Origin of the sequence: Acidovorax sp. WCS2018Noco2-16 (genome assembly GCF_031843945.1) — a bacterium.
Lineage (GTDB): Bacteria > Pseudomonadota > Gammaproteobacteria > Burkholderiales > Burkholderiaceae_C > Paracidovorax.
Map to the genome: position 1 here is coordinate 118890 of NZ_JAVTJJ010000008.1, position 17569 is coordinate 136458.

The 17569-nt window shown below is 67.6% G+C and carries 18 protein-coding genes; 10 read left to right on the plus strand and 8 right to left on the minus strand.

The features are described from left to right. Positions 1 to 3 precede the first annotated feature (3 nt). The gene (locus RQI28_RS15520) at positions 4 to 1077 is read left to right on the plus strand and encodes a histidine kinase (RefSeq protein WP_311223563.1); all 1074 of its coding nucleotides are present in this window, start codon (positions 4 to 6) and stop codon (positions 1075 to 1077) included. A 60-nt stretch (positions 1078 to 1137) separates the two neighbouring features. Beyond that, positions 1138 to 1887 (plus strand): LytTR family DNA-binding domain-containing protein, encoded by a 750-nt coding sequence (locus tag RQI28_RS15525; protein WP_311223564.1) that lies wholly within the window; start codon positions 1138 to 1140, stop codon positions 1885 to 1887. 119 nt (positions 1888 to 2006) lie between these two features. On the opposite strand, the gene RQI28_RS15530 is transcribed toward RQI28_RS15525, so the two are convergent. Beyond that, positions 2007 to 2852, minus strand: a complete 846-nt coding sequence (locus tag RQI28_RS15530) for a ZIP family metal transporter (RefSeq protein WP_311223565.1) — start codon at positions 2850 to 2852, stop codon at positions 2007 to 2009. Positions 2853 to 2966: 114 nt separating this feature from the next. Next, positions 2967 to 3875 (minus strand): dienelactone hydrolase family protein, encoded by a 909-nt coding sequence (locus RQI28_RS15535; protein WP_311223566.1) that lies wholly within the window; start codon positions 3873 to 3875, stop codon positions 2967 to 2969. A 181-nt stretch (positions 3876 to 4056) separates the two neighbouring features. Here RQI28_RS15535 and RQI28_RS15540 point away from each other — a divergent pair, with 181 nt between their 5' ends. The 5 genes from RQI28_RS15540 to RQI28_RS15560 all read left to right on the plus strand — a co-directional run bounded on the left by RQI28_RS15540 (position 4057) and on the right by RQI28_RS15560 (position 7027). Further along, positions 4057 to 4623: a MarR family transcriptional regulator gene (locus tag RQI28_RS15540; RefSeq protein WP_311223567.1), complete on the plus strand. Its 567-nt coding sequence runs from the start codon at positions 4057 to 4059 to the stop codon at positions 4621 to 4623. Positions 4624 to 4732: 109 nt separating this feature from the next. After that, on the plus strand, positions 4733 to 5179 hold the full coding sequence (locus RQI28_RS15545; protein ID WP_311223568.1) for a DUF393 domain-containing protein: 447 nt from the start codon (positions 4733 to 4735) through the stop codon (positions 5177 to 5179). Positions 5180 to 5223: 44 nt separating this feature from the next. Beyond that, entirely contained in the window at positions 5224 to 6141 is a 918-nt protein-coding gene (locus RQI28_RS15550; RefSeq protein ID WP_311223616.1) for an NAD-dependent epimerase/dehydratase family protein, read from the plus strand. 35 nt (positions 6142 to 6176) lie between these two features. Further along, positions 6177 to 6554 carry a DoxX-like family protein gene (locus RQI28_RS15555; RefSeq protein WP_311223569.1) on the plus strand — a complete coding sequence of 126 codons (378 nt, stop codon included), beginning with the start codon at positions 6177 to 6179 and terminating at the stop codon, positions 6552 to 6554. Beyond that, complete coding sequence (locus RQI28_RS15560) at positions 6551 to 7027, plus strand: DUF2269 domain-containing protein (protein ID WP_311223570.1); 477 nt, start codon at positions 6551 to 6553, stop codon at positions 7025 to 7027. The genes RQI28_RS15555 and RQI28_RS15560 overlap by 4 nt, the downstream gene beginning before the upstream one ends. 20 nt (positions 7028 to 7047) lie before the next feature. Here the strand turns inward: RQI28_RS15560 and RQI28_RS15565 are convergent, their stop codons facing one another. Then, positions 7048 to 7830: an amino acid racemase gene (locus RQI28_RS15565; protein WP_311223571.1), complete on the minus strand. Its 783-nt coding sequence runs from the start codon at positions 7828 to 7830 to the stop codon at positions 7048 to 7050. Next, a complete protein-coding gene (locus RQI28_RS15570; RefSeq protein ID WP_311223572.1) occupies positions 7827 to 8711 on the minus strand; it encodes an amino acid ABC transporter substrate-binding protein in 885 nt (294 codons plus the stop codon). Before RQI28_RS15570 ends, RQI28_RS15565 begins: the two co-directional genes overlap by 4 nt. Before the next feature lie 285 nt (positions 8712 to 8996). Between RQI28_RS15570 and RQI28_RS15575 the strand changes: the two genes are divergently transcribed. Further along, the gene (locus RQI28_RS15575) at positions 8997 to 10217 is read left to right on the plus strand and encodes a D-amino acid dehydrogenase (RefSeq protein WP_311223617.1); all 1221 of its coding nucleotides are present in this window, start codon (positions 8997 to 8999) and stop codon (positions 10215 to 10217) included. 21 nt (positions 10218 to 10238) lie between these two features. On the opposite strand, the gene RQI28_RS15580 is transcribed toward RQI28_RS15575, so the two are convergent. The 4 genes from RQI28_RS15580 to polA all read right to left on the minus strand — a co-directional run bounded on the left by RQI28_RS15580 (position 10239) and on the right by polA (position 16015). Further along, positions 10239 to 11165: a LysR substrate-binding domain-containing protein gene (locus RQI28_RS15580; protein WP_311223573.1), complete on the minus strand. Its 927-nt coding sequence runs from the start codon at positions 11163 to 11165 to the stop codon at positions 10239 to 10241. Between the two features lie 223 nt (positions 11166 to 11388). After that, positions 11389 to 12021: a glutathione S-transferase gene (locus RQI28_RS15585; protein ID WP_311223618.1), complete on the minus strand. Its 633-nt coding sequence runs from the start codon at positions 12019 to 12021 to the stop codon at positions 11389 to 11391. Positions 12022 to 12041: 20 nt separating this feature from the next. Further along, entirely contained in the window at positions 12042 to 12941 is a 900-nt protein-coding gene (gene yghU, locus RQI28_RS15590; RefSeq protein ID WP_311223574.1) for a glutathione-dependent disulfide-bond oxidoreductase, read from the minus strand. 281 nt (positions 12942 to 13222) lie between these two features. Further along, positions 13223 to 16015, minus strand: coding sequence for a DNA polymerase I (gene polA, locus RQI28_RS15595; RefSeq protein WP_311223575.1), 2793 nt, complete (start codon positions 16013 to 16015; stop codon positions 13223 to 13225). 95 nt (positions 16016 to 16110) lie between these two features. Between polA and RQI28_RS15600 the strand changes: the two genes are divergently transcribed. Together RQI28_RS15600 and RQI28_RS15605 are read left to right on the plus strand one after the other, a co-directional pair. Then, a complete protein-coding gene (locus RQI28_RS15600) occupies positions 16111 to 16476 on the plus strand; it encodes a hypothetical protein (protein WP_311223576.1) in 366 nt (121 codons plus the stop codon). 109 nt (positions 16477 to 16585) lie between these two features. Then, entirely contained in the window at positions 16586 to 17536 is a 951-nt protein-coding gene (locus RQI28_RS15605) for a homoserine kinase (RefSeq protein ID WP_311223577.1), read from the plus strand. Positions 17537 to 17569 lie beyond the last annotated feature (33 nt).

Consider the following 17569-nt stretch of genomic DNA (forward strand, 5'->3'; position numbering starts at 1 on the left):
GCAATGCAAGAGACGCAAATTTTATCGACCCAACCCGCGCCCCTGACCGCAACCGCTTCAACGGGTGCGCCGTCAGGCCGCGCGCTGGTGTTCGACGCCTGTCATGCGGGCGTGATTTTGCGCGCCGTGCTGTTCGTGGAAGCGGTGCTGGGCGTGGGCGCCCTGTTCGTCGCCGCGACCCCGCTGGAGTGGCTGGCGCGCCTGTCGCTGCTGACCGGCGGCGCCCTGCCAGCCACGCTGGCCTGGCTGGTCGTGGCCTGCAGCCTCAAGCAGATCCTGCAGCGGCTGCCCGTGGCGCTGCAGTACGCGGCGGGCGTGCTGCTGGGAGCCGTGTCAGGCGTGTGGGCCTGCGGCACGCTGGCGCTGGTGGGCGCTGCGCCCGAGCCGCCCTGGCTGGCCAGCGCCGCCACCGGCGCACTGCTGTCGGCCGCGCTGGTGGCCGCGCTGGTGCTGCGCGCGCGGGGCCGCACGCCGGCTGCCACCACCGCGCGGCTGACGGAGCTGCAGTCGCGCATCCGGCCGCACTTTCTGTTCAACACGCTCAACAGCGCCATCGCCCTGGTGCGGGCCGAACCGGCCAAGGCCGAGGCCATTCTGGAAGACCTGAGCGACCTGTTTCGCCACGCGCTGGTAGAACAGGGCGAATCGGCCACGCTGGCTGAAGAGATCACGCTGGCGCGCCGCTACATGGACATCGAGCAGGTGCGCTTCGGCGACCGGCTGAAGGTGCAATGGACGCTGGACCCTCGGGCCGACGGCGCACGGCTGCCGCCCCTCTTGCTGCAGCCGCTGGTGGAAAACGCCGTCAAGCACGGCGTGGAACCCAGCCCGGCAGGCGGCAAGGTGCGCATTGCCACTGAATTGCGCGGCAGCCGCGTGATCGTGCTCATCACCAACACACTGCCACCCGCGACAGCAGCGGGCAACGCATCGCGCGGCCACGGCATCGCCCTGGCCAACGTGCGCGACCGCCTGCGCCTGCTGCACGACGTGCAGTGCGACTTCAGCGCCGGGCCGCAAAATGGGCGCGACTACCAGCACTACCAGGTGCGCATCAGCCTGCCGGCGCGCCCTTGAGCCCATTCGCCTCCTGCCCCTTTGCCAACCCGCACGACTGACCGACTGCCCATGCCCGCCATGCACATTCTCATCGTCGACGACGAAGCCCTGGCGCGCAGCCGGCTGCGCACCCTGCTGGGCGACTGCGCAGCCGGCTACACCATCACCGAGGCCGCCCATGGGGCCGACGCGCTGGCGGCCGTGCATGCCCATGCCGGCCGGCAGCCGGTGGATGCGGTGCTGCTCGACATCCACATGCCCGGCCAGAGCGGCCTGGCGCTGGCGCACCAGCTGCGCTCGCTGCCCGCACCGCCGGCCATCGTGTTCGTGACCGCGCATGCCGACCACGCCGTCAGCGCCTTCGAGCTGGACGCCGTGGACTACCTGACCAAGCCCGTGCGGCTGGAACGCCTGCAGCAGGCGCTGGCCAAGGTACAGCGCAACGCAGCCCGCCAGGCGGGCGGCACCGCAGCGCCGCCGCTGCCGGCCGGCGAAGCGCTGGTGATCCAGGACCGGGGCCGCACCGAGCGCGTGCCGCTGGCCGACGTGCTGTATCTGAAGGCCGAGCAGAAGTACGTGACGGTGCGCACGGGCAGCCGCAGCTACATCCTGGACGCATCGCTGGCCGAGCTGGAAGTGCGCCATGCCGGGCAGTTCCTGCGCGTGCACCGCAACGCGCTGGTGGCCCGCCGCGCCATGCGCGCGCTAGAAAAGCACTACGACGCCGAAGAAGGCGAAGGCTGGGCGCTGCGCCTGCACGGGTTGACGGAGCTGGTCGCCGTGTCTCGCCGGCAGGTGGCTGCCGTGCGCGAGGTGCTGGCGGGCTGAACGCCGGGCGCCTTGCGTCTTGGCTGAAAGCCTTTTTTTGAAGCCTTTTCGGCCTCTAGCGCTTATCCATCAAGCGCCATCAGCTATCAATTAAATAGCAAACTGATTTTGAGCGGGCGTCAGTGCGCGTGCGCCAGGCCGCTCACCAGGGTCACCACCACCATGCCCGACACCAGCCAGGCGATCTGTGCGATGGTTTCGCCCGCGCTCAGGCGCTTCTGCAACTGCGGAATCAAATCGGCCAGCGCCACGTAGACAAAGCTGCTGGAGGCGATCGCCAAGAAGTACGGCAGCAGCGTCTCCAACTGGCCGACCAGGTAATAGCCCACCACGCCGCCCAGCGCGGTCACCGCACCGGCCAGCGACACCTTCACCAGCGCCGCGCGCCGGTTGGGGCTGTTCTGGCGCATCACCACCAGATCGCCGATGTGGTGCGGCACCTCGTGCGCCAGCACCGCCAGCGCGGCGACGATGCCCAGCTTCATGTCGGCCATGAAGGCCGATGCGATCAGGATGCCGTCGCCAAAGCAGTGCACGCTGTCGCCCGTCAGCAGCGCCCAGCCGCCGCCGCGGCCCTCATGGCTATGGCTGTGGACATGGGCATGACCGTGGTGATGCTCATGCGAATGGCCGTGCGCAGCGTGCCCGTGCGCCTCCGCTGCGGGCGCCGGCTGGCCATGCTCATGTCCGTGGTGCCACAGCTCGGCCTTGTCCAGCAAGAAGAAGAACACCAGCCCCACCAGCAGCGTGGCGAACAGGTCGTGCGCACCGGCCTGGCTCTCGAACGCCTCGGGCAGCAGATGCATGAAGGCCGTCGCCAGCAACGCGCCCGCCGCCAGGCTCAGCAGATGCTGCGGCCCGACGCGGCTGCTGGTGCCCAGCCCCACCCGCATGAGCCACGCGGCCACCCACACGCTGCCGATGCCCGCGGCCAGGGTGGCCAGGATGATTGCTATCAATGTCATAGCTGCTTGCGCTTTCCCAATAAGCCCTAAGGGCCGATTTCACTCATAAAACCTGCGCACTGCCCGAGCGCAAAAAAAGCCCCGAAGGGCTTTTTGACTGGGGGCCGGGCCGGGTCAGGCGACGCCGTTGGCCTTGAACCAGGCTAGCGTCCGCTTCCAGCCGTCTTCGGCCGCTTCCTTGCGAAAGCTCGGGCGGTAGTCGGCGTGGAAGGCATGCGGTGCCTCGCGGTAGACCACGAATTCCGATGCCTTGGCCGCCGCAGAGCCTTCCCGCAGTGCAGTTTGCATCTTAGCAACCGTGTCAAGCGGGATGCCGCTGTCCTGCCCGCCATACAAGCCCAGCACCGGCGCCTTCAGGATGGGGGCGATGTCCACCGGGTGCTTGGGCGTGTTGGCGCCGGACTGGCCCACCAGCCGGCCGTACCAGGCCACGCCGGCCTTGACCGGGCCGTGCGCTGCATACAGCCACGTGATGCGGCCGCCCCAGCAAAACCCGGTGATCGCCACCTTCTTCATGTTGCCGCCATTGCGGCCGGCCCACGCCACGGTGGCGTCCAGGTCGCCCATCACCTGCGCGTCGGGCACCTTGGACACCAGCTCGCTCTGCAGCTTGGCGATTTCGGTGTATTTGGACGGGTCGCCCTGGCGCGCGAACATTTCGGGTGCGATCGCCAGGTAGCCGGCCTTGGCCAGGCGGCGGCAGGTGTCGGCGATGTATTCGTGCACGCCGAAGATTTCCTGAATCACCAGCACCACGGGCAGGCCCGTCTTGCCAGCCGGCGCGGCGCGGTAGGCCGGCACCTTGAAGCCGTTGACCTCGATTTCCACCTTGCCGGCGGTCAGCCCGTCGGCCGGCGTCTGGATAGCCGTCTGGGCCATGATGGGCATGGCCGCAGCGGCATAGCCCACGCCAAAGCCCGCGCCCAGCGCCACGCGCAGCGCCGTGCGCCGGTTGGCACCGGCCTCGGTGGATTGACCGGGCAAAAGCGCGTCGAAGTCTTGTTTGAGATCGTCCTGCTGCATGAAAGGGCTCCTGGAATGGGGTTCGGCGACAAACGGAAGGGTGACGCCGCACGCAGTCTAGAGCCTGCCGCGTTTGCGCGCAGCCCCCGCCGTCGACCGGCGTCACCTGTCCTCCGGAACGAGCACCAGCAGCTGCAATTTCTTTCTTGACAGAAATTACAGAATTCATAGACTTGCGCGCATGCAACTGACCGACATCGCCCGCCGTTTCGTCGTCCACTGGGGCGAGATGGGCACCGCCTGGGGTGTCAATCGCACCGTGGCGCAAATTCACGCCCTGCTGTTCTTCCACGGCCGCCCCCTGCACGCCGAAGAAATTTGCGAAACGCTCGTGGTCGCCCGCTCCAACGTAAGCAACAGCTTGAAGGAACTGGTCAACTGGAATCTGGTGCGCGTGACCCATGTACTGGGTGACCGGCGCGACTATTTCGAGACCTCGACCGACGTCTGGGAGCTCTTTCGTACCGTGGTACGTGAGCGCAAGCAGCGCGAATTCGAGCCCACCGTGCGCATGCTGCGGGAGCTGTCCGAGCGGCCAGACCTGGCCGAAGAAACGCCGGACGCGCAAGACCGCGTGCGGGAAACGCTGCGGTTGATGGAATCACTCGGCGTGTGGGCTGACGAAATGCTCCGGCTCAGCCCGTCTACCCTCGACAAGGTGTTGCGGCTGGGCGCCAGCGTGCAGAAGTTCGTGCGCGGCGACGACTCGTCCCAACCAACGGCACCCCACGACCGCAGGGGCGGTTGAGCCGCAGCGCCCTTTCAGCCGCTGTGCACCGTTCAAATTTCCGTCTTTGCAGAAACCAAGAAACGCCCTTTAGACCCGTCTATTCCGCACTTTTGCCCAAGGTTTTTCCATGGCCTCCACATCCGACACGCTCTATCCCTTGACGCTCTACTACGACTCGCGCTGCGTGCTGTGCTCTGCGGAAATGCACAACCTGATGCGGCGCGACCACGCGGGGCGCCTGCGCCTTGCCGATATCTGGGCACCCGACTTTGCCGGCCCGCCCGGCAACGCCACGTTCGATGAATTGCTCACCCTGATCCACGCACGAGGCGCAGACGGGCAGGTGCTGCGGGGTGTGGAAGTCTTTCGCCGCGCCTATGAAGCCGTGGGCCTGGGCTGGGTGACGGCGTTTACCCGCTGGCCCGTGCTGGGCCCGCTGGCAGACCGGGCCTACCCGGTGCTGGCGCGCAACCGCTACCGCCTGCCGCGCTGGCTGGTCGCGCCATTGTTCGAGCGAGCCGCCCGGCGCGCGGCCCGCCAGCGGTGCGATGCCGGCGGCCGCTGCGACCTCTGATCACCCCGCGCCACCTTTTCTTCCCTCCACCAGGACTTACCATGCTGCAGATTCTTCTGACGGGCGCCACCGGCTTCATCGGCCGCCATGTCGCCGCGCGCCTGCGCGCCGACGGCCACCGCGTGATCGAGGGCGTGTCGCCACGGCGCCGGCCCTCCGGCCCGGACCAGTGCGCCATGGACTTCAGCCAGGACTTGTCGGCCAGCGTGTGGCTGCCCCGGCTGGACGGCATCGACGCCGTGGTGAACGCCGTGGGCGTGCTGCGCGACAGCCCGCGCCAGCCCATCGACGCATTGCACCGCGATGCGCCCATCGCCCTGTTCGACGCGTGCGCACAGGCCGGCTTGCGGCGCGTGGTGCAGATCTCGGCGCTGGGCGTGGCGAGCGGCGACACGCGCTATGCCAGCACCAAGCGCGCGGCCGACCAGCATCTGCTGGCCCTGGCAGCGCGCACGCCACCGGCCGGCGACACGGCGCTGTCGGCCTGCGTGGTGCGCCCCAGCGTCGTGTTTGGCCAGGGCGGCGCCAGCAGCGCGCTTTTCATGAATCTGGCCAAGCTGCCGGTGGTAGTGCTGCCCCGCCCGGTGCTCAAGGCCCAGGTGCAGCCGGTGGCCGTGCAAGACCTGGCCGATGCGGTGGCCGCGCTGCTGGGCCACGCCGCGGACCGCCAGGGCGTGGTCGAGTGCGCAGGCCCTGAGTCCGTGGCCATGGGCGGCTTGATTGCCAGCCTGCGCGCGCAGAACGGGCACGGCCCGGCACGCGTGGTGCCGCTGCCGGCGCCCCTCACCCAGCTCAGCGCGCGGCTGGGCGATCTGGTGCCCGCATCGCCCTGGTGCAGTGAGAGCCTGGCAATGCTGGGCAGCGACAACGTGGCCGACGCCGCCACGCTGCAAGCCCTGCTGGGCCGCACCGCCGTGCACTACCGCGATCTGGTGGCGCAAGCCTGGGGTAGTGCCGGATGAGACCCGCGCCCGCACCCCCGCCCCGCAACGCACCGATGGACGCCGCCACACGGCGTTGGCTGTTGGCCAGCCTGGTGGCGGTCTGGATCGGCACGGCAGCCGTCAGCGCCCTGGGCTTGCATACCGAGGGCCGCGACCTGCTGGTGGCCGCCGGGCTGCGGAACGAGTTCTGGATCGCGGCGCTGATCCTGTCCGGCGCAGCCGCTGACCTGGCCGTCGGACTGTGGCTGTGGTGGCGCCCGGGCCGGCCGGCATACGCAGCCGCGCTGGCGTTGATGGGCACGATGACGGTAACAGCGACCGTGCTGCTGCCCGATCTGTGGCTGGACCCGCTGGGCCGCCTGCTGAAGAACCTACCCATCGCTGCCATTTTGTGTGCGCTGTGGCGCACCGACCGGCCCAGTGCTGCATGAACACGTACCTCGTACTCAAATGGGTGCACATCCTCTCCAGCGTGTTGCTGGTGGGCACGGGCTTCGGCTCGGCGTTCTACCTGTTCTTTGCCAATCGCAGCGGCAGCGTGGCCGCGCAGGCAGTGGTCGCACGGTTGGTAGTGCGCGCTGACACCTGGTTCACCACACCGGCAGGCATCGTGCAGCCGGTGACCGGTATCGCGCTCGCGGGCATGGCGGGCTGGCCGCTGTCTACGCCGTGGCTGGCCGCATCGCTGGGCTTGTACGTACTGGCCGGCCTGTGCTGGCTACCAGTGCTGTGGCTGCAATGGCGCATGGCGGCCATGGCCCAGGAGGCCGCTACGCGCGGCACCGCGGTGCCTGCGGACTACGGCGTATATGCGCGCAGGTGGGAAATGCTGGGCTACCCGGCTTTCGCTGCCATGCTGGCCATTTACTACCTGATGGTGGCCAAGCCGGCGCTCTGGGCCTAGTGCCGGAACCGTTGCGCCAGCTAGTGCAACGCGGCGCCCAACCCATAGGCCTCGCGGGCCAGCGCACCGGCCAGCACGCGGGCCGGGTTGACCAGGGTCATGTCCACATCGGTCTCTTGCAGGGCCAGCGGTATCTCGGTGCAGCCCATGACCAGCACTTGTGCGTGGGCCCCGTCGCGCAGCGCATGCGCCACGTCGGCAAAGCAGCGCCTGGCCAGCGCCATGTCGCCCGACTTGACGCCGGCGTAGATGCCCTGCATCAGCAACTCGCGGTGTGCGTCGCAGGGCAGCAGGCAGTCGATGCCCGCACGCTGCAGCTCCGCCGAATACAGGCCCGTGCGATAGGTGCCTTGCGTGGCGAGCAGGCCCACGCGCTGCACGCCCTGGGCGCGCAGCAAGGCGGCCACCTCGCGCACCGCATGCAGCACCTGCAGTTGCGGAAACCGCTCTTGCAGCAGGCCGTGCCAGGCATGCGCGGTGTTGCAGGCGATGGCGACCGAGCGCGCACCTAAAGCGGCCAGCCGGCCGGTGGCCTGCAGCAGTGCGTCGCCGGGCTGGTGCGCGCCGGGCGATTCATCCTGCAGCGCTGCCGTGCGGTCGGGTACCGGCACCTGGGCCAGCCAGTGCTCCGGGTAGGCCTGGTCGCGCACGGGAATGTGCAGCGCCTGCATGCGGTCGGTGCAGGCCTGCACGAAGAGCCGCACGAAGTCGGCACCCGCCGCAGGGCCCATGCCGCCCAGAATGCCCACGGTCAGCGGCAGCGCTGCCGGCAATGGACCCAGCACTTGGCGCACGGCGGTCATACCGCCGGCTTGTCGCTCTGGGCCGTGAGGTTGTCGCGCAGTTCCTTGGACATCGGCAAGCCCAGCGCCTGGCCCTTGGGCGCGATGGGCGACAAGAACCACTTGGTATAGAGCTTCTCGAACTCGCCCGACTTCATCAGCCCGCCGATCACGCCGTTGACCAGCGCCTGAAACTGCGGATCGTCCTTGCGCAGCATGCAGGCGTAGGGCTCGACCTGCAGCGAATCGCCCACCACGTCCCACGCGGCGGGCTGGGTGGCATTGGCCTTCAGGCCGAACAGCAGGATGTCGTCCATGGCAAAGGCTGCGGCGCGGCCCGATTCGACCAGCAGCATGGAGTCGTTGTGGTCCTTGCCCAGCACCAGATCCATATCGAGATTGTTGTCGCGGTTGTATTTGCGGATGACCTGCGCATTGGTGGTGCCGGTGGTGCTGGCCACCGTCTTCTTGGCCAGGTCGGCATAGTTTTTGATGCCGTCCGCCTTCTTCACCAGCAGGCGCGTGCCGGTATAGAAATAGTTGATGGCGAACTGCACGTCCTTGCCGCGCGCCGTATTGTTGGTAGTGGAGCCGCACTCCAGGTCCACCGTGCCGTTGGTCACCAGCGGAATGCGGTTTTGCGACGTGACGGCCTGCAGTTCCACCTTGATGTCATCGCGGTTCAACTGCTGCTTGACCGCCCTGACCACCGCGTTGGAGATGTCCACCGAAAAACCGGCCGGCTCGCCGGCTCCGACCAGATAGCTGAACGGTACCGACGACTCGCGGTAGGCGAGCGTGATCTTGCCGCTGTCGGCGATCTTCTTCAGGGTATCGGCGCTGGCGGCAGTACAGGCCAGCAGGCCGCAGGCCAGGGCCGCGGCGGACACATGGAACTTCATGACGACTCCTTCAGTTGGGGAGGGATGGGAAACAGGCTGCAACGAACGGGCAGACCGCACTGTAGGAACCGCACGCACGCTTGAACAATTCATTCCACGGGGTGATCCATGACGAAAAGTTATGCCAGCATTTACCCGGAAAGACCGCGCAAGCAAGCACCACGCCTGCACCATTTGCGGGCCGCGCCATAACTTGGCGGCATGCCCGCTACGGCAATCGGCATTGTTCGCCCGTTGCAAGCCAACCTACAGTTCCAGACCACTGATCAGGAGGACGAAAAAGCCATGCATGTGTGTGTTCTGGGAGCGGGCATCGTGGGCCTGGCCACCGCCTATGAATTGCAGCAACGCGGCCTGCAGGTCACCGTGATCGACCAGGCGCAGCCCGGCAGCGGCGCCAGCGGCGGCAATGGCGGCCAACTGAGCTACAGCTACGTGCAGCCATTGGCCGATGCGGGCATCTGGGCGCAGTTGCCCTCGTTGCTGCTGTCACCCCGCTCGCCGCTGAAGCTGCGCCCGCAGTGGGACCCGCAGCAGTGGCGCTGGGCTGTCGACTTTCTGCGCGCCTGCAACGGCGCCACGTCGCGCCGCAGCAGTGCCGCGTTGCTGGACCTGGCAGCGCAAAGCCGCGCCGGCTTCGAGCGCATGCTGGCAGTTGAATCGCTGCCGTGCGACTTTTCTCGCACCGGCAAGCTGGTGGTCTACGGCACGCCGCAATCGTTCGCCGCCGCGCAGCGGCAAATGGACTTGCAGCGCGGCTGGGGCAGCGTGCAAGAGGCCGTATCGGCGCAGCGCTGCGTGGAGCTGGAACCCGCGCTGGCCCACTACGCACCGCAGATTGCCGGCGCCATCTACACCAGCAGCGAATGCGCGGCCGATTGCCAGAAGGTGTGCGACGGGCTGCAGGCGCTGCTGGCAGCGCGCGGCGTGCATTTTGTGCTGGGCACGCCGCTGCAGGGGCTGACGCGATCCGGCGGGCGCATTACCGCAGCGCGCACCGCAGGCGGCGACGTCGAGGCGGACGCCTTCGTGCTGGCGCTGGGCAGCGGCAGCGCGGCCGTGGCGCGTGGTTTGGGCGTGCACCTGCCGGTCTATCCGCTCAAGGGCTACAGCATCACGCTGGACGCTCCGGCATCCGGCCATTGGGCACCACAGGTGAGCGTGACGCATGCCGCCCACAAGGTGGTCTTCGCGCGGCTGGGCGACCGGCTGCGCGTGGCCGGCATGGCCGAGCTGGTGGGCCACGACGCACGCATTCCGGCCAAGCGCATCGACAGCCTGCGCGCCAGCGTGCAAGAGGTGTTCGGCCACGCCGCGAAGGCTGAAGACGTGCGGCCTTGGACCGGCATGCGCCCGGCCACTCCCACCGGGCTGCCGATCTTCGGCCAGCAAACTGGCGGCCCAGGCAATCTGTGGATCAACACCGGGCATGGTGCGCTGGGCTTCACGCTCGCGTTCGGCACCGCGGCCCAAGTCGCATCTCAGATCGCAGCGGCGGCGCACTGAGCGTTAAACACTGAGCTCGCTTCAGGCGGGTTCGCACAACCCGCAGTCCACCAGCGTCTGCCGCACCGCGTCCTGCATGCAGCGGGCCATCGCATCGGCCAGCAGCGACGCCGGCCGGTTGGCCATGCGCAGCACGTTCACCGGCACCGGCATGCGCGGCGCCAGGTCCAGCACGTCGACCTTGGCCCGGTCTGCGGACGCGGCCGTGCACACATCCACCAGCGCCACTCCCAACCCGTGGTGCGCCAGCGCCAAGGCTGCGTGGTAGGTCTGCACGGTAAAGGCGGCCTGCAGCCCGACGTCGGCCTCGCGGCAGGCCAGGCCCACCATCGCCCCCAGCGGATCGTTCGCACCCAGCCGAACGACCGGTGTGTGCGCCAGGTCGGACAGGTGAACGGCGCCCGCCTCCACCAGCGCTGGGCTCAGCAGCCCCTTGGGCGCAACGCAGACCATCCGGCCTTCGCTCAGCGTCTGCTGCGCCAGCGCGGGATGGGCGGGCGCGTTGAAGGCAAAGCCCAGGTCGGCCTCCTGCAGCACCAGCGCCGAAACGATCTGCGGCGAATGCAGGCCGTCGATGGTGACCTCTACGCCCGGGTGCAGCGCGCGGAAGGCTTTCAGCGCACGGGGCATGACCTCGTAGCTCAGCGCCAGCACGCTCAGGATGTGCAGCTCGCCTTCGCGCTGCTGCCCGCGCAGCCCGGCGGCCAGTCGCTGCACTTCGTCCAGCTGGTTGAAGAGCCGCTCGATGTGCGGGTACAGCGTCTGCGCTTCGCGCGTGGGCACCAGGCGGCCCTTGTGGCGGTGAAAGAGCGCGAAGCCCAGCTGCAGTTCGGCATGGGCCAGGATGCGGCTGACGGCGGGCTGCGTCACGTTGATGAGGCGGGCGGCCGCGCTGACGCTGCCGGTGAGCATGACGGCGTTGAAGACTTCGATGTGGCGCAGGCGCATGCGGTGATGGGGGCGAGGAACGCGCTCGGTGCGCGGGGTTCGATCATCTCCCACCGCTGCGAGGCGGGGTGACGGGAGACACGATATTTTGGTGTTTTTGGCCTGCAGCGCTTATTCAGCAAGCGCTAGCAGCTATTCATTCGATAGCAATCAGGCATACGGGCCCCGTCCAGTCTGCCGTCCCGCACATCCGGCCATGCGCCGGACGCAGCCAGCGCCGCAGCTACAGCGACATCGAAGGCCGCTGCGCCATGGCAGCGCGCCAGCGCAGCAGGTGCGGGTGTTGCTCGCCCGGCTTTTGCTTGACCACCCGCGCAAAGTCCACGGCCACCACCGCCGTGATGTCGGCGATGCTGAAGCGGTCGGTGGCAATGAAGTCGCGGCCCGCCAGGCGCTCGTTCAGCAAGGCAAAAAACTGCGCCACCCGCACCAGCCCGCGCTCGGCCAACGCAGGGATCTGCGGGTAATCCACCGCGCCTGGAAGCGCCCGGTTGGCCATGGCGGGCGCACTGTTGCGCAGCGCCTCGGCAATCGCCAGCAGGCCCTCGAATTCCATGCGCCAGTTCCAGCTGGCGACCTCAGCCTTCTCGGCGGGCGTATCGCCCCACAGCGGCGGTTGCGCATACCGCGCCTCCACATACGCAGCAATCGCCGCGTTGTCGGCCAACAGCAAACCCTCGTCCGTGCGCAGCGCGGGCACGGTGCACTGCGGGTTGATGTGCCGATAGGCGTCGCCCAGCTGCTCCCCGCTGCGCAGGTCCACCTGCACGGTGCCGTGGGCAATCCCTTTTTCAGCCAGCAAGATGCGCGCGCGGCGCGGGCTGGGCGCGGTGGCGCAGTCGTAAAGGGTGAGCATGGCGGCGTGCTGCACAGCACTCACGGGGCGGGGGCGGAAGCCGACGCAGCGTCCAGCTTGTCCTGCGTCTTCGTATCGAAGTCGCTGGCATCGTGCCGCTCGTGCAACTGGCTGGCCGGGTCGCCGTTGACGCGGTTCACTTTGCGCCCCCGCTGCACCGCTGGGCGCTTGGCAACCTGCTCGGCCCAGCGCACCACATGCGTGTATTCATGCACCTGCAAAAATTCGCCCGATTCATAAGCCTGGCCCTTCACCAGCAAGCCATACCAGGGCCAGATGGCCATGTCCGCCACCGTGTAATCGCTGCCGATCAGAAACTCGTTGACGGCCAGACGCTGGTTGAGCACATCGAGCTGGCGCTTGACCTCCATCGCATAGCGATCAATCGCATATTCGATCTTGGTCGGCGCATAGGCATAGAAATGCCCAAACCCGCCGCCCAGAAACGGCGCACTGCCCATCTGCCAGAACAGCCACGACAGGCACTCGGCCCGCGCTGCACCGTCCTTGGGCAAGAAGGCGCTACCGAACTTCTCCGCCAGATACATCAGGATGGCGCCGGACTCGAACACCCGTACCGGGTTGGCGGCATCGCTGCGGTCCAGCAGCGCGGGAATCTTGGAGTTGGGGTTCACAGCGACGAACCCGCTGCCGAACTGCGCACCCTCGTTGATACGAATCAGCCACGCGTCGTACTCCGCACCGCTGTGGCCCAGCGCCAGCAGCTCTTCCAGCATGACAGTCACCTTGACGCCGTTGGGCGTGCCCAACGAATACAGCTGCAGCGGATGGCGGCCTACGGGCAGTTCCTTGTCGTGCGTGGCACCCGCGATGGGCCGGTTGATGCTGGCGAACCGGCCGCCGCTTTCCTTGTTCCATTGCCAGATTGGGGGCGGGGTGTAGGTCGGGGAGTTGGACATGCAGTGGCTCCAGCAAAAGCGAGGGTGGACCGTGGCGTCAGCCACTTGCGAACAAGTTTAGCGATGCTCTTTCCGGTCTGCCTGACAGCTAAAAATGCCCGGCTCCGAGGAAGAGCCGGGCAGGCGAATTGGCGCAGGCTCGTCGGTGCAACCGTGGCCTCGTCCGCGTGACTGCGGCGGATGCCCATTGCTTCTATTTTGATAGCTGCTAGCGCTTACCAGATAAGCGCCAGGCGCCAAAATCATTCAAACTTCTGCTACCACAGCGGCGCTACCCCGCCTCAGTGCGCCTTGTCCCAATTCGGTCCTACGCCCACTTCAGCCAGCAACGGCACCTTCAGCGCTGCCACCTCCGCCATGATGCGCGGCACTTCCGAGCGCACCCATGCCTCTTCCTCAGCTGGCAATTCGAACACCAGTTCGTCATGCACCTGCATGATCATCAGCACTTCGGGCTTCTCGGCGTCCAGCACGCGCTGCACCTCCACCATGGCCTTCTTGATCAGATCCGCCGCCGTGCCCTGCATGGGCGCGTTGATGGCCGCGCGCTCTGCGCCGCTGCGGCGCGGGCCGTTGGGCGAGTTGATCTCGGGCAGGTACAGGCGCCGGCCGAAGACGGTTTCCACGTAGCCCTGGGCCTTGGCCTGGGCCTTGGTTTCGTCCATGTACTGCTTCACGCCGGGGTAGCGCTGGAAGTAGCGGTCGATGTACGCGGCGGCGGCCTTGGTTTCGATGCCTAGGTTCTTCGCCAGGCCGAAGCTGCTCATGCCGTAGATGAGCCCGAAGTTGATGACCTTGGCATATCGGCGCTGCTGGCTGCTGACCTGTTCGACATCGACGCCGAACACTTCCGCCGCCGTGGCGCGGTGCACGTCCAGGCCTTCGGTGAAGGCGTGCAGCAGCGACGCGTCGCCCGACAGGTGGGCCATGATGCGCAGCTCGATCTGGCTGTAGTCGGCGCTGGCGATGACGCGGCCCGGTGGCGCGACGAAGGCCTCGCGCACGCGGCGGCCTTCTGCCGTACGGATCGGAATGTTCTGCAGGTTGGGGTCGTTGCTGGACAGGCGGCCGGTCACTGCCACGGCCTGCGCGTAGTGCGTGTGCACGCGGCCGGTGGACGGGTTGGCCAGTTGGCTGAGCTTGTCGGTGTAGGTACCCTTGAGCTTGGACAGGCTGCGGTGTTCCAGCAGCTTGGCGGGCAGCGGGTAGTCCTCGGCCAATTTCTCCAGCACTTCTTCGTCGGTGCTGCGCGCGCCGGTCGCGGTCTTCTTGACCACGGGCATGCCGAGCTTGTCGAAGAAGATCTCGCCCAACTGCTTGGGCGACCCCAAGTTGAACGGCTGGCCGGCGATCTCGTAGGCCTCCTGCTCCAGCGTGAGGATGCGCTGGCCCAGCTCGTGGCTCTGATTGGCCAGCGTGGCGGCGTCGATCAGCACGCCGTTGCGCTCGATGCGAAACAGCGTCTCGCTGCTGGCCATCTCCAATTCGTAGATGCCGCGCAGCTTCTCGTCGCCCTGCAGCAGCGGCCACAGCACGCGGTGTACGTCCAGCGTCTGGTCGGAGTCTTCACACGAATAGGCTGCCGCCTTGTCCACCGCCACCTGCGCGAACGGAATCTGGTGGGCGCCCTTGCCGCACAGGTCTTCGTAGCTGATGCCGGTGCGGCCCAGGTGCCGCTCGGCCAAGCTGGCCAGGCCGTGGGGCTTGTGCACTTCCAGCACATAGCTTTGCAGCATGGTGTCGTGCGCGTAGCCCTGCACGTCGATGCCGTGGTTGGCGAAGACGTGGCGGTCGTACTTCACGTGCTGGCCCAGCTTGGGCCGCGTGGCGTCTTCCAGCCAGGGCTTCAGACGCGCCAGCACTTCGTCGATGGGCAGTTGCTCGGGCGCGTCGGGGCCTGCGTGGCGCAGCGGAATGTAGGCGGCGGCGCCCGGCTCCACGCTGAAGCTCAGGCCGACAATCTCGGCGCGCAGCTCGTCCAGCGACGTGGTTTCGGTGTCCACCGCCACCAAGTCGGCCGCCTGCAACCGGGCAAACCAGCGATCAAACTCTTCCCAGGTCAGCACGGTGTCGTAAGCCACCTCGCGCCCTTGCGCGGCCTCGGCGACGAAGGTGGTTTCGGGCGAGGCGAACAGGTCGCCAGTGGCGCCCGTCGCACCCGGCAGGGCGGTCGTGCCGCTGGCCGGCGTATCGACCTCCAGCGCACGCGCCAAGCCCTTGAAACCGAACTTTTGATAAAAATCGCGCAAAGCGCCCGTATCTTCTGCGCCGAAAGCTATCAAATCCATAGCAGGCAGCCCATCGACATGCCCGGCCAGGTCGCAGTCGGTCTTGATGGTGACCAGCTCGCGCCCCTTGGGCAGCCACTCCAGCGCGCCGCGCAGGTTCTCGCCGGCCACGCCCTTGATCTCGCCTGCGCGGGCGATGAGCGCGTCGAGCGAGCCGTATTCGCCCAGCCACTTGGCGGCGGTCTTGGGGCCCACCTTGGGCACGCCGGGCACGTTGTCCACCGTGTCGCCCACCAGCGTCTGGTAGTCCACCATCAGCGAAGGCGGCACGCCGAACTCGGCCGTCACGCCTGCCACGTCGCGGCGCTTGCCGTTCATGGTGTCGATGATGGTGATGTGTTCGTCGACCAGCTGCGACAGATCCTTGTCGCCGCTGGAGACGATGACGTCAATGCCCTGGCGCGCGGCGCAGGCAGCCAGCGTGCCGATCACGTCGTCGGCTTCCACGCCGGGCACGCACACCACAGGCCAGCCCAGCAGGCGCACCACTTCGTGGATCGGCTCGATCTGCGCGCGCAGGTCGTCCGGCATGGGTGCGCGGTGGGCCTTGTACTCGGGGTAGAGCGTGTCGCGAAAGGTCGGCCCGCTGGCGTCGAACACACACGCGGCGTAGGCACTGGGCACGTCGCGCTTGAGTACCTGCAGCATGTTGATCATGCCGCGAATGGCGCCGGTGGCCGGGCTGGTCGGGTCGCCGGGCACCGCGCGCAGGTCGGGCATGGCATGGAAGGCGCGGTAGAGATAGCTGGAGCCGTCCACCAGCACCAGGGTCTTGGGTTTGCTCATGGCGAGATTGTGCCCGCCAAGGGAGCGCCGCCACCCATGCCGCAAAACGGGCATGCGTCCACACGTCAGTGGGCGCACACCCTACAATCCGCCCCATGCGCGCCGCCCACACCCTCCTCTTGCTGGCCCTGGCTTCGGCCCCGGCCCTGGTTCTGGCCCAGAACCCCGAACAACCTGCCGCGCCGGCGGGCAGCGTCCAGCGTGACGTGACAACCGATCGCGACCAGGCCGGCAATCGCCACAACCAGCGCGTGGAACGCATCGTGGTCGAAGACGAAGGCAGCCGTGTCGACGAGTTGCGCGTGGGCGGGCAGACCCAGAGCATCACCGTGCAGCCCAAGGGCGGATCCATGCCGTCCTATGAAGTGCAGCCGACCGACGGCGTGCGCGCGCGTCCGGGCAGCCGCAACGGCGCAGAAACCGTGACCGCGCCGCGCGTCTGGAATCTCGGCCGGTTCTGAGCGCCGCCAGCGCGCGGCCTCGCTGCTTTTCCCTCTATCCCCTTTCTATGCGGCCGGTGGCCTAGCCAACCGCGCCGTGTCTCCCGTAGTTTTTTCGTTGTCCTGACCGATGGCCGTCTTCACTGAAGTCTCCCCACCCGAGGCGAGCGACTTGCTGCAACGCCTGCAACTGGGCACCCTCACCGAGCTGCGCGGCATCGAGGGCGGCATCGAGAACACCAACTACTTCGTCACCACCGACCAGGGCGAGTACGTGCTGACGCTGTTCGAGCGGCTGTCTGCCGAGCAGTTGCCGTTCTACCTGCACCTGATGAAGCATCTGGCGCACGCCGGCATTCCCGTGCCCGACCCGCAGGCCGATGCGGACGGCGACATCCTGCACCGCGTGGCCGGCAAGCCCGCCGCTGTGGTCAACAAGCTGCGCGGCAAGAGCCAGCTGCAGCCCCAGGCGGCGCACTGCGCCTCGCTGGGCACCATGCTGGCGCGCATGCACCTGGCGGGCCAGGGCTACGAGCGCAACCAGCCCAACCTGCGCGGCCTGCCCTGGTGGAACGACACCATGCCCGTGGTGCTGCCGTTTCTCGACGGCCCGCAGGCAAACCTGCTGCGGTCTGAGCTGGCCTACCAGAATCATGTGGCGGCCTCATCGGCCTATGCTGCGCTGCCGCGCGGCCCGGTGCATGCCGACCTGTTCCGCGACAACGCCATGTTCGAGGGCGAGTCGCTCACCGGCTTCTTCGACTTCTATTTCGCCGGCGTGGACACCTTCCTGTTCGACCTGGCGGTGTGCCTGAACGACTGGTGCATCGACTTGGCCGAAGGCACGCATCACTCCGACCGCGCCACCGCCTTGCTGGATGCCTACCAGGCCGTGCGCCCACTGACGGGCGACGAGCGCGCGCTGCTGCCCGCCATGCTGCGCGCGGGCGCCCTGCGGTTCTGGATCTCGCGCCTGTGGGACTTTCACCTACCCCGCGAAGCCGCCCTGCTGACCCCGCACGACCCCACGCATTTCGAGCGCGTGCTGCGCCAGCGCGTGGCGCATCCCCTACACGCCTGACCGCCCCAAGAACGTAAATACGTTCTAAAGGCC

What these genes read in the sequence shown, in the direction of transcription:
- RQI28_RS15520 (WP_311223563.1), top strand. Translation starts at nt 4, where the DNA reads ATGCAAGAGACGCAAATTTTATCGACCCAACCCGCGCCCCTGACCGCA.
- RQI28_RS15525 (WP_311223564.1), top strand. Translation starts at nt 1,138, where the DNA reads ATGCACATTCTCATCGTCGACGACGAAGCCCTGGCGCGCAGCCGGCTG.
- RQI28_RS15530 (WP_311223565.1), bottom strand. Translation starts at nt 2,852, where the DNA reads ATGACATTGATAGCAATCATCCTGGCCACCCTGGCCGCGGGCATCGGC.
- RQI28_RS15535 (WP_311223566.1), bottom strand. Translation starts at nt 3,875, where the DNA reads ATGCAGCAGGACGATCTCAAACAAGACTTCGACGCGCTTTTGCCCGGT.
- RQI28_RS15540 (WP_311223567.1), top strand. Translation starts at nt 4,057, where the DNA reads ATGCAACTGACCGACATCGCCCGCCGTTTCGTCGTCCACTGGGGCGAG.
- RQI28_RS15545 (WP_311223568.1), top strand. Translation starts at nt 4,733, where the DNA reads ATGGCCTCCACATCCGACACGCTCTATCCCTTGACGCTCTACTACGAC.
- RQI28_RS15555 (WP_311223569.1), top strand. Translation starts at nt 6,177, where the DNA reads ATGGACGCCGCCACACGGCGTTGGCTGTTGGCCAGCCTGGTGGCGGTC.
- RQI28_RS15560 (WP_311223570.1), top strand. Translation starts at nt 6,551, where the DNA reads ATGAACACGTACCTCGTACTCAAATGGGTGCACATCCTCTCCAGCGTG.
- RQI28_RS15565 (WP_311223571.1), bottom strand. Translation starts at nt 7,830, where the DNA reads ATGACCGCCGTGCGCCAAGTGCTGGGTCCATTGCCGGCAGCGCTGCCG.
- RQI28_RS15570 (WP_311223572.1), bottom strand. Translation starts at nt 8,711, where the DNA reads ATGAAGTTCCATGTGTCCGCCGCGGCCCTGGCCTGCGGCCTGCTGGCC.
- RQI28_RS15575 (WP_311223617.1), top strand. Translation starts at nt 8,997, where the DNA reads ATGCATGTGTGTGTTCTGGGAGCGGGCATCGTGGGCCTGGCCACCGCC.
- RQI28_RS15580 (WP_311223573.1), bottom strand. Translation starts at nt 11,165, where the DNA reads ATGCGCCTGCGCCACATCGAAGTCTTCAACGCCGTCATGCTCACCGGC.
- RQI28_RS15585 (WP_311223618.1), bottom strand. Translation starts at nt 12,021, where the DNA reads ATGCTCACCCTTTACGACTGCGCCACCGCGCCCAGCCCGCGCCGCGCG.
- yghU (WP_311223574.1), bottom strand. Translation starts at nt 12,941, where the DNA reads ATGTCCAACTCCCCGACCTACACCCCGCCCCCAATCTGGCAATGGAAC.
- polA (WP_311223575.1), bottom strand. Translation starts at nt 16,015, where the DNA reads ATGAGCAAACCCAAGACCCTGGTGCTGGTGGACGGCTCCAGCTATCTC.
- RQI28_RS15600 (WP_311223576.1), top strand. Translation starts at nt 16,111, where the DNA reads ATGCGCGCCGCCCACACCCTCCTCTTGCTGGCCCTGGCTTCGGCCCCG.
- RQI28_RS15605 (WP_311223577.1), top strand. Translation starts at nt 16,586, where the DNA reads ATGGCCGTCTTCACTGAAGTCTCCCCACCCGAGGCGAGCGACTTGCTG.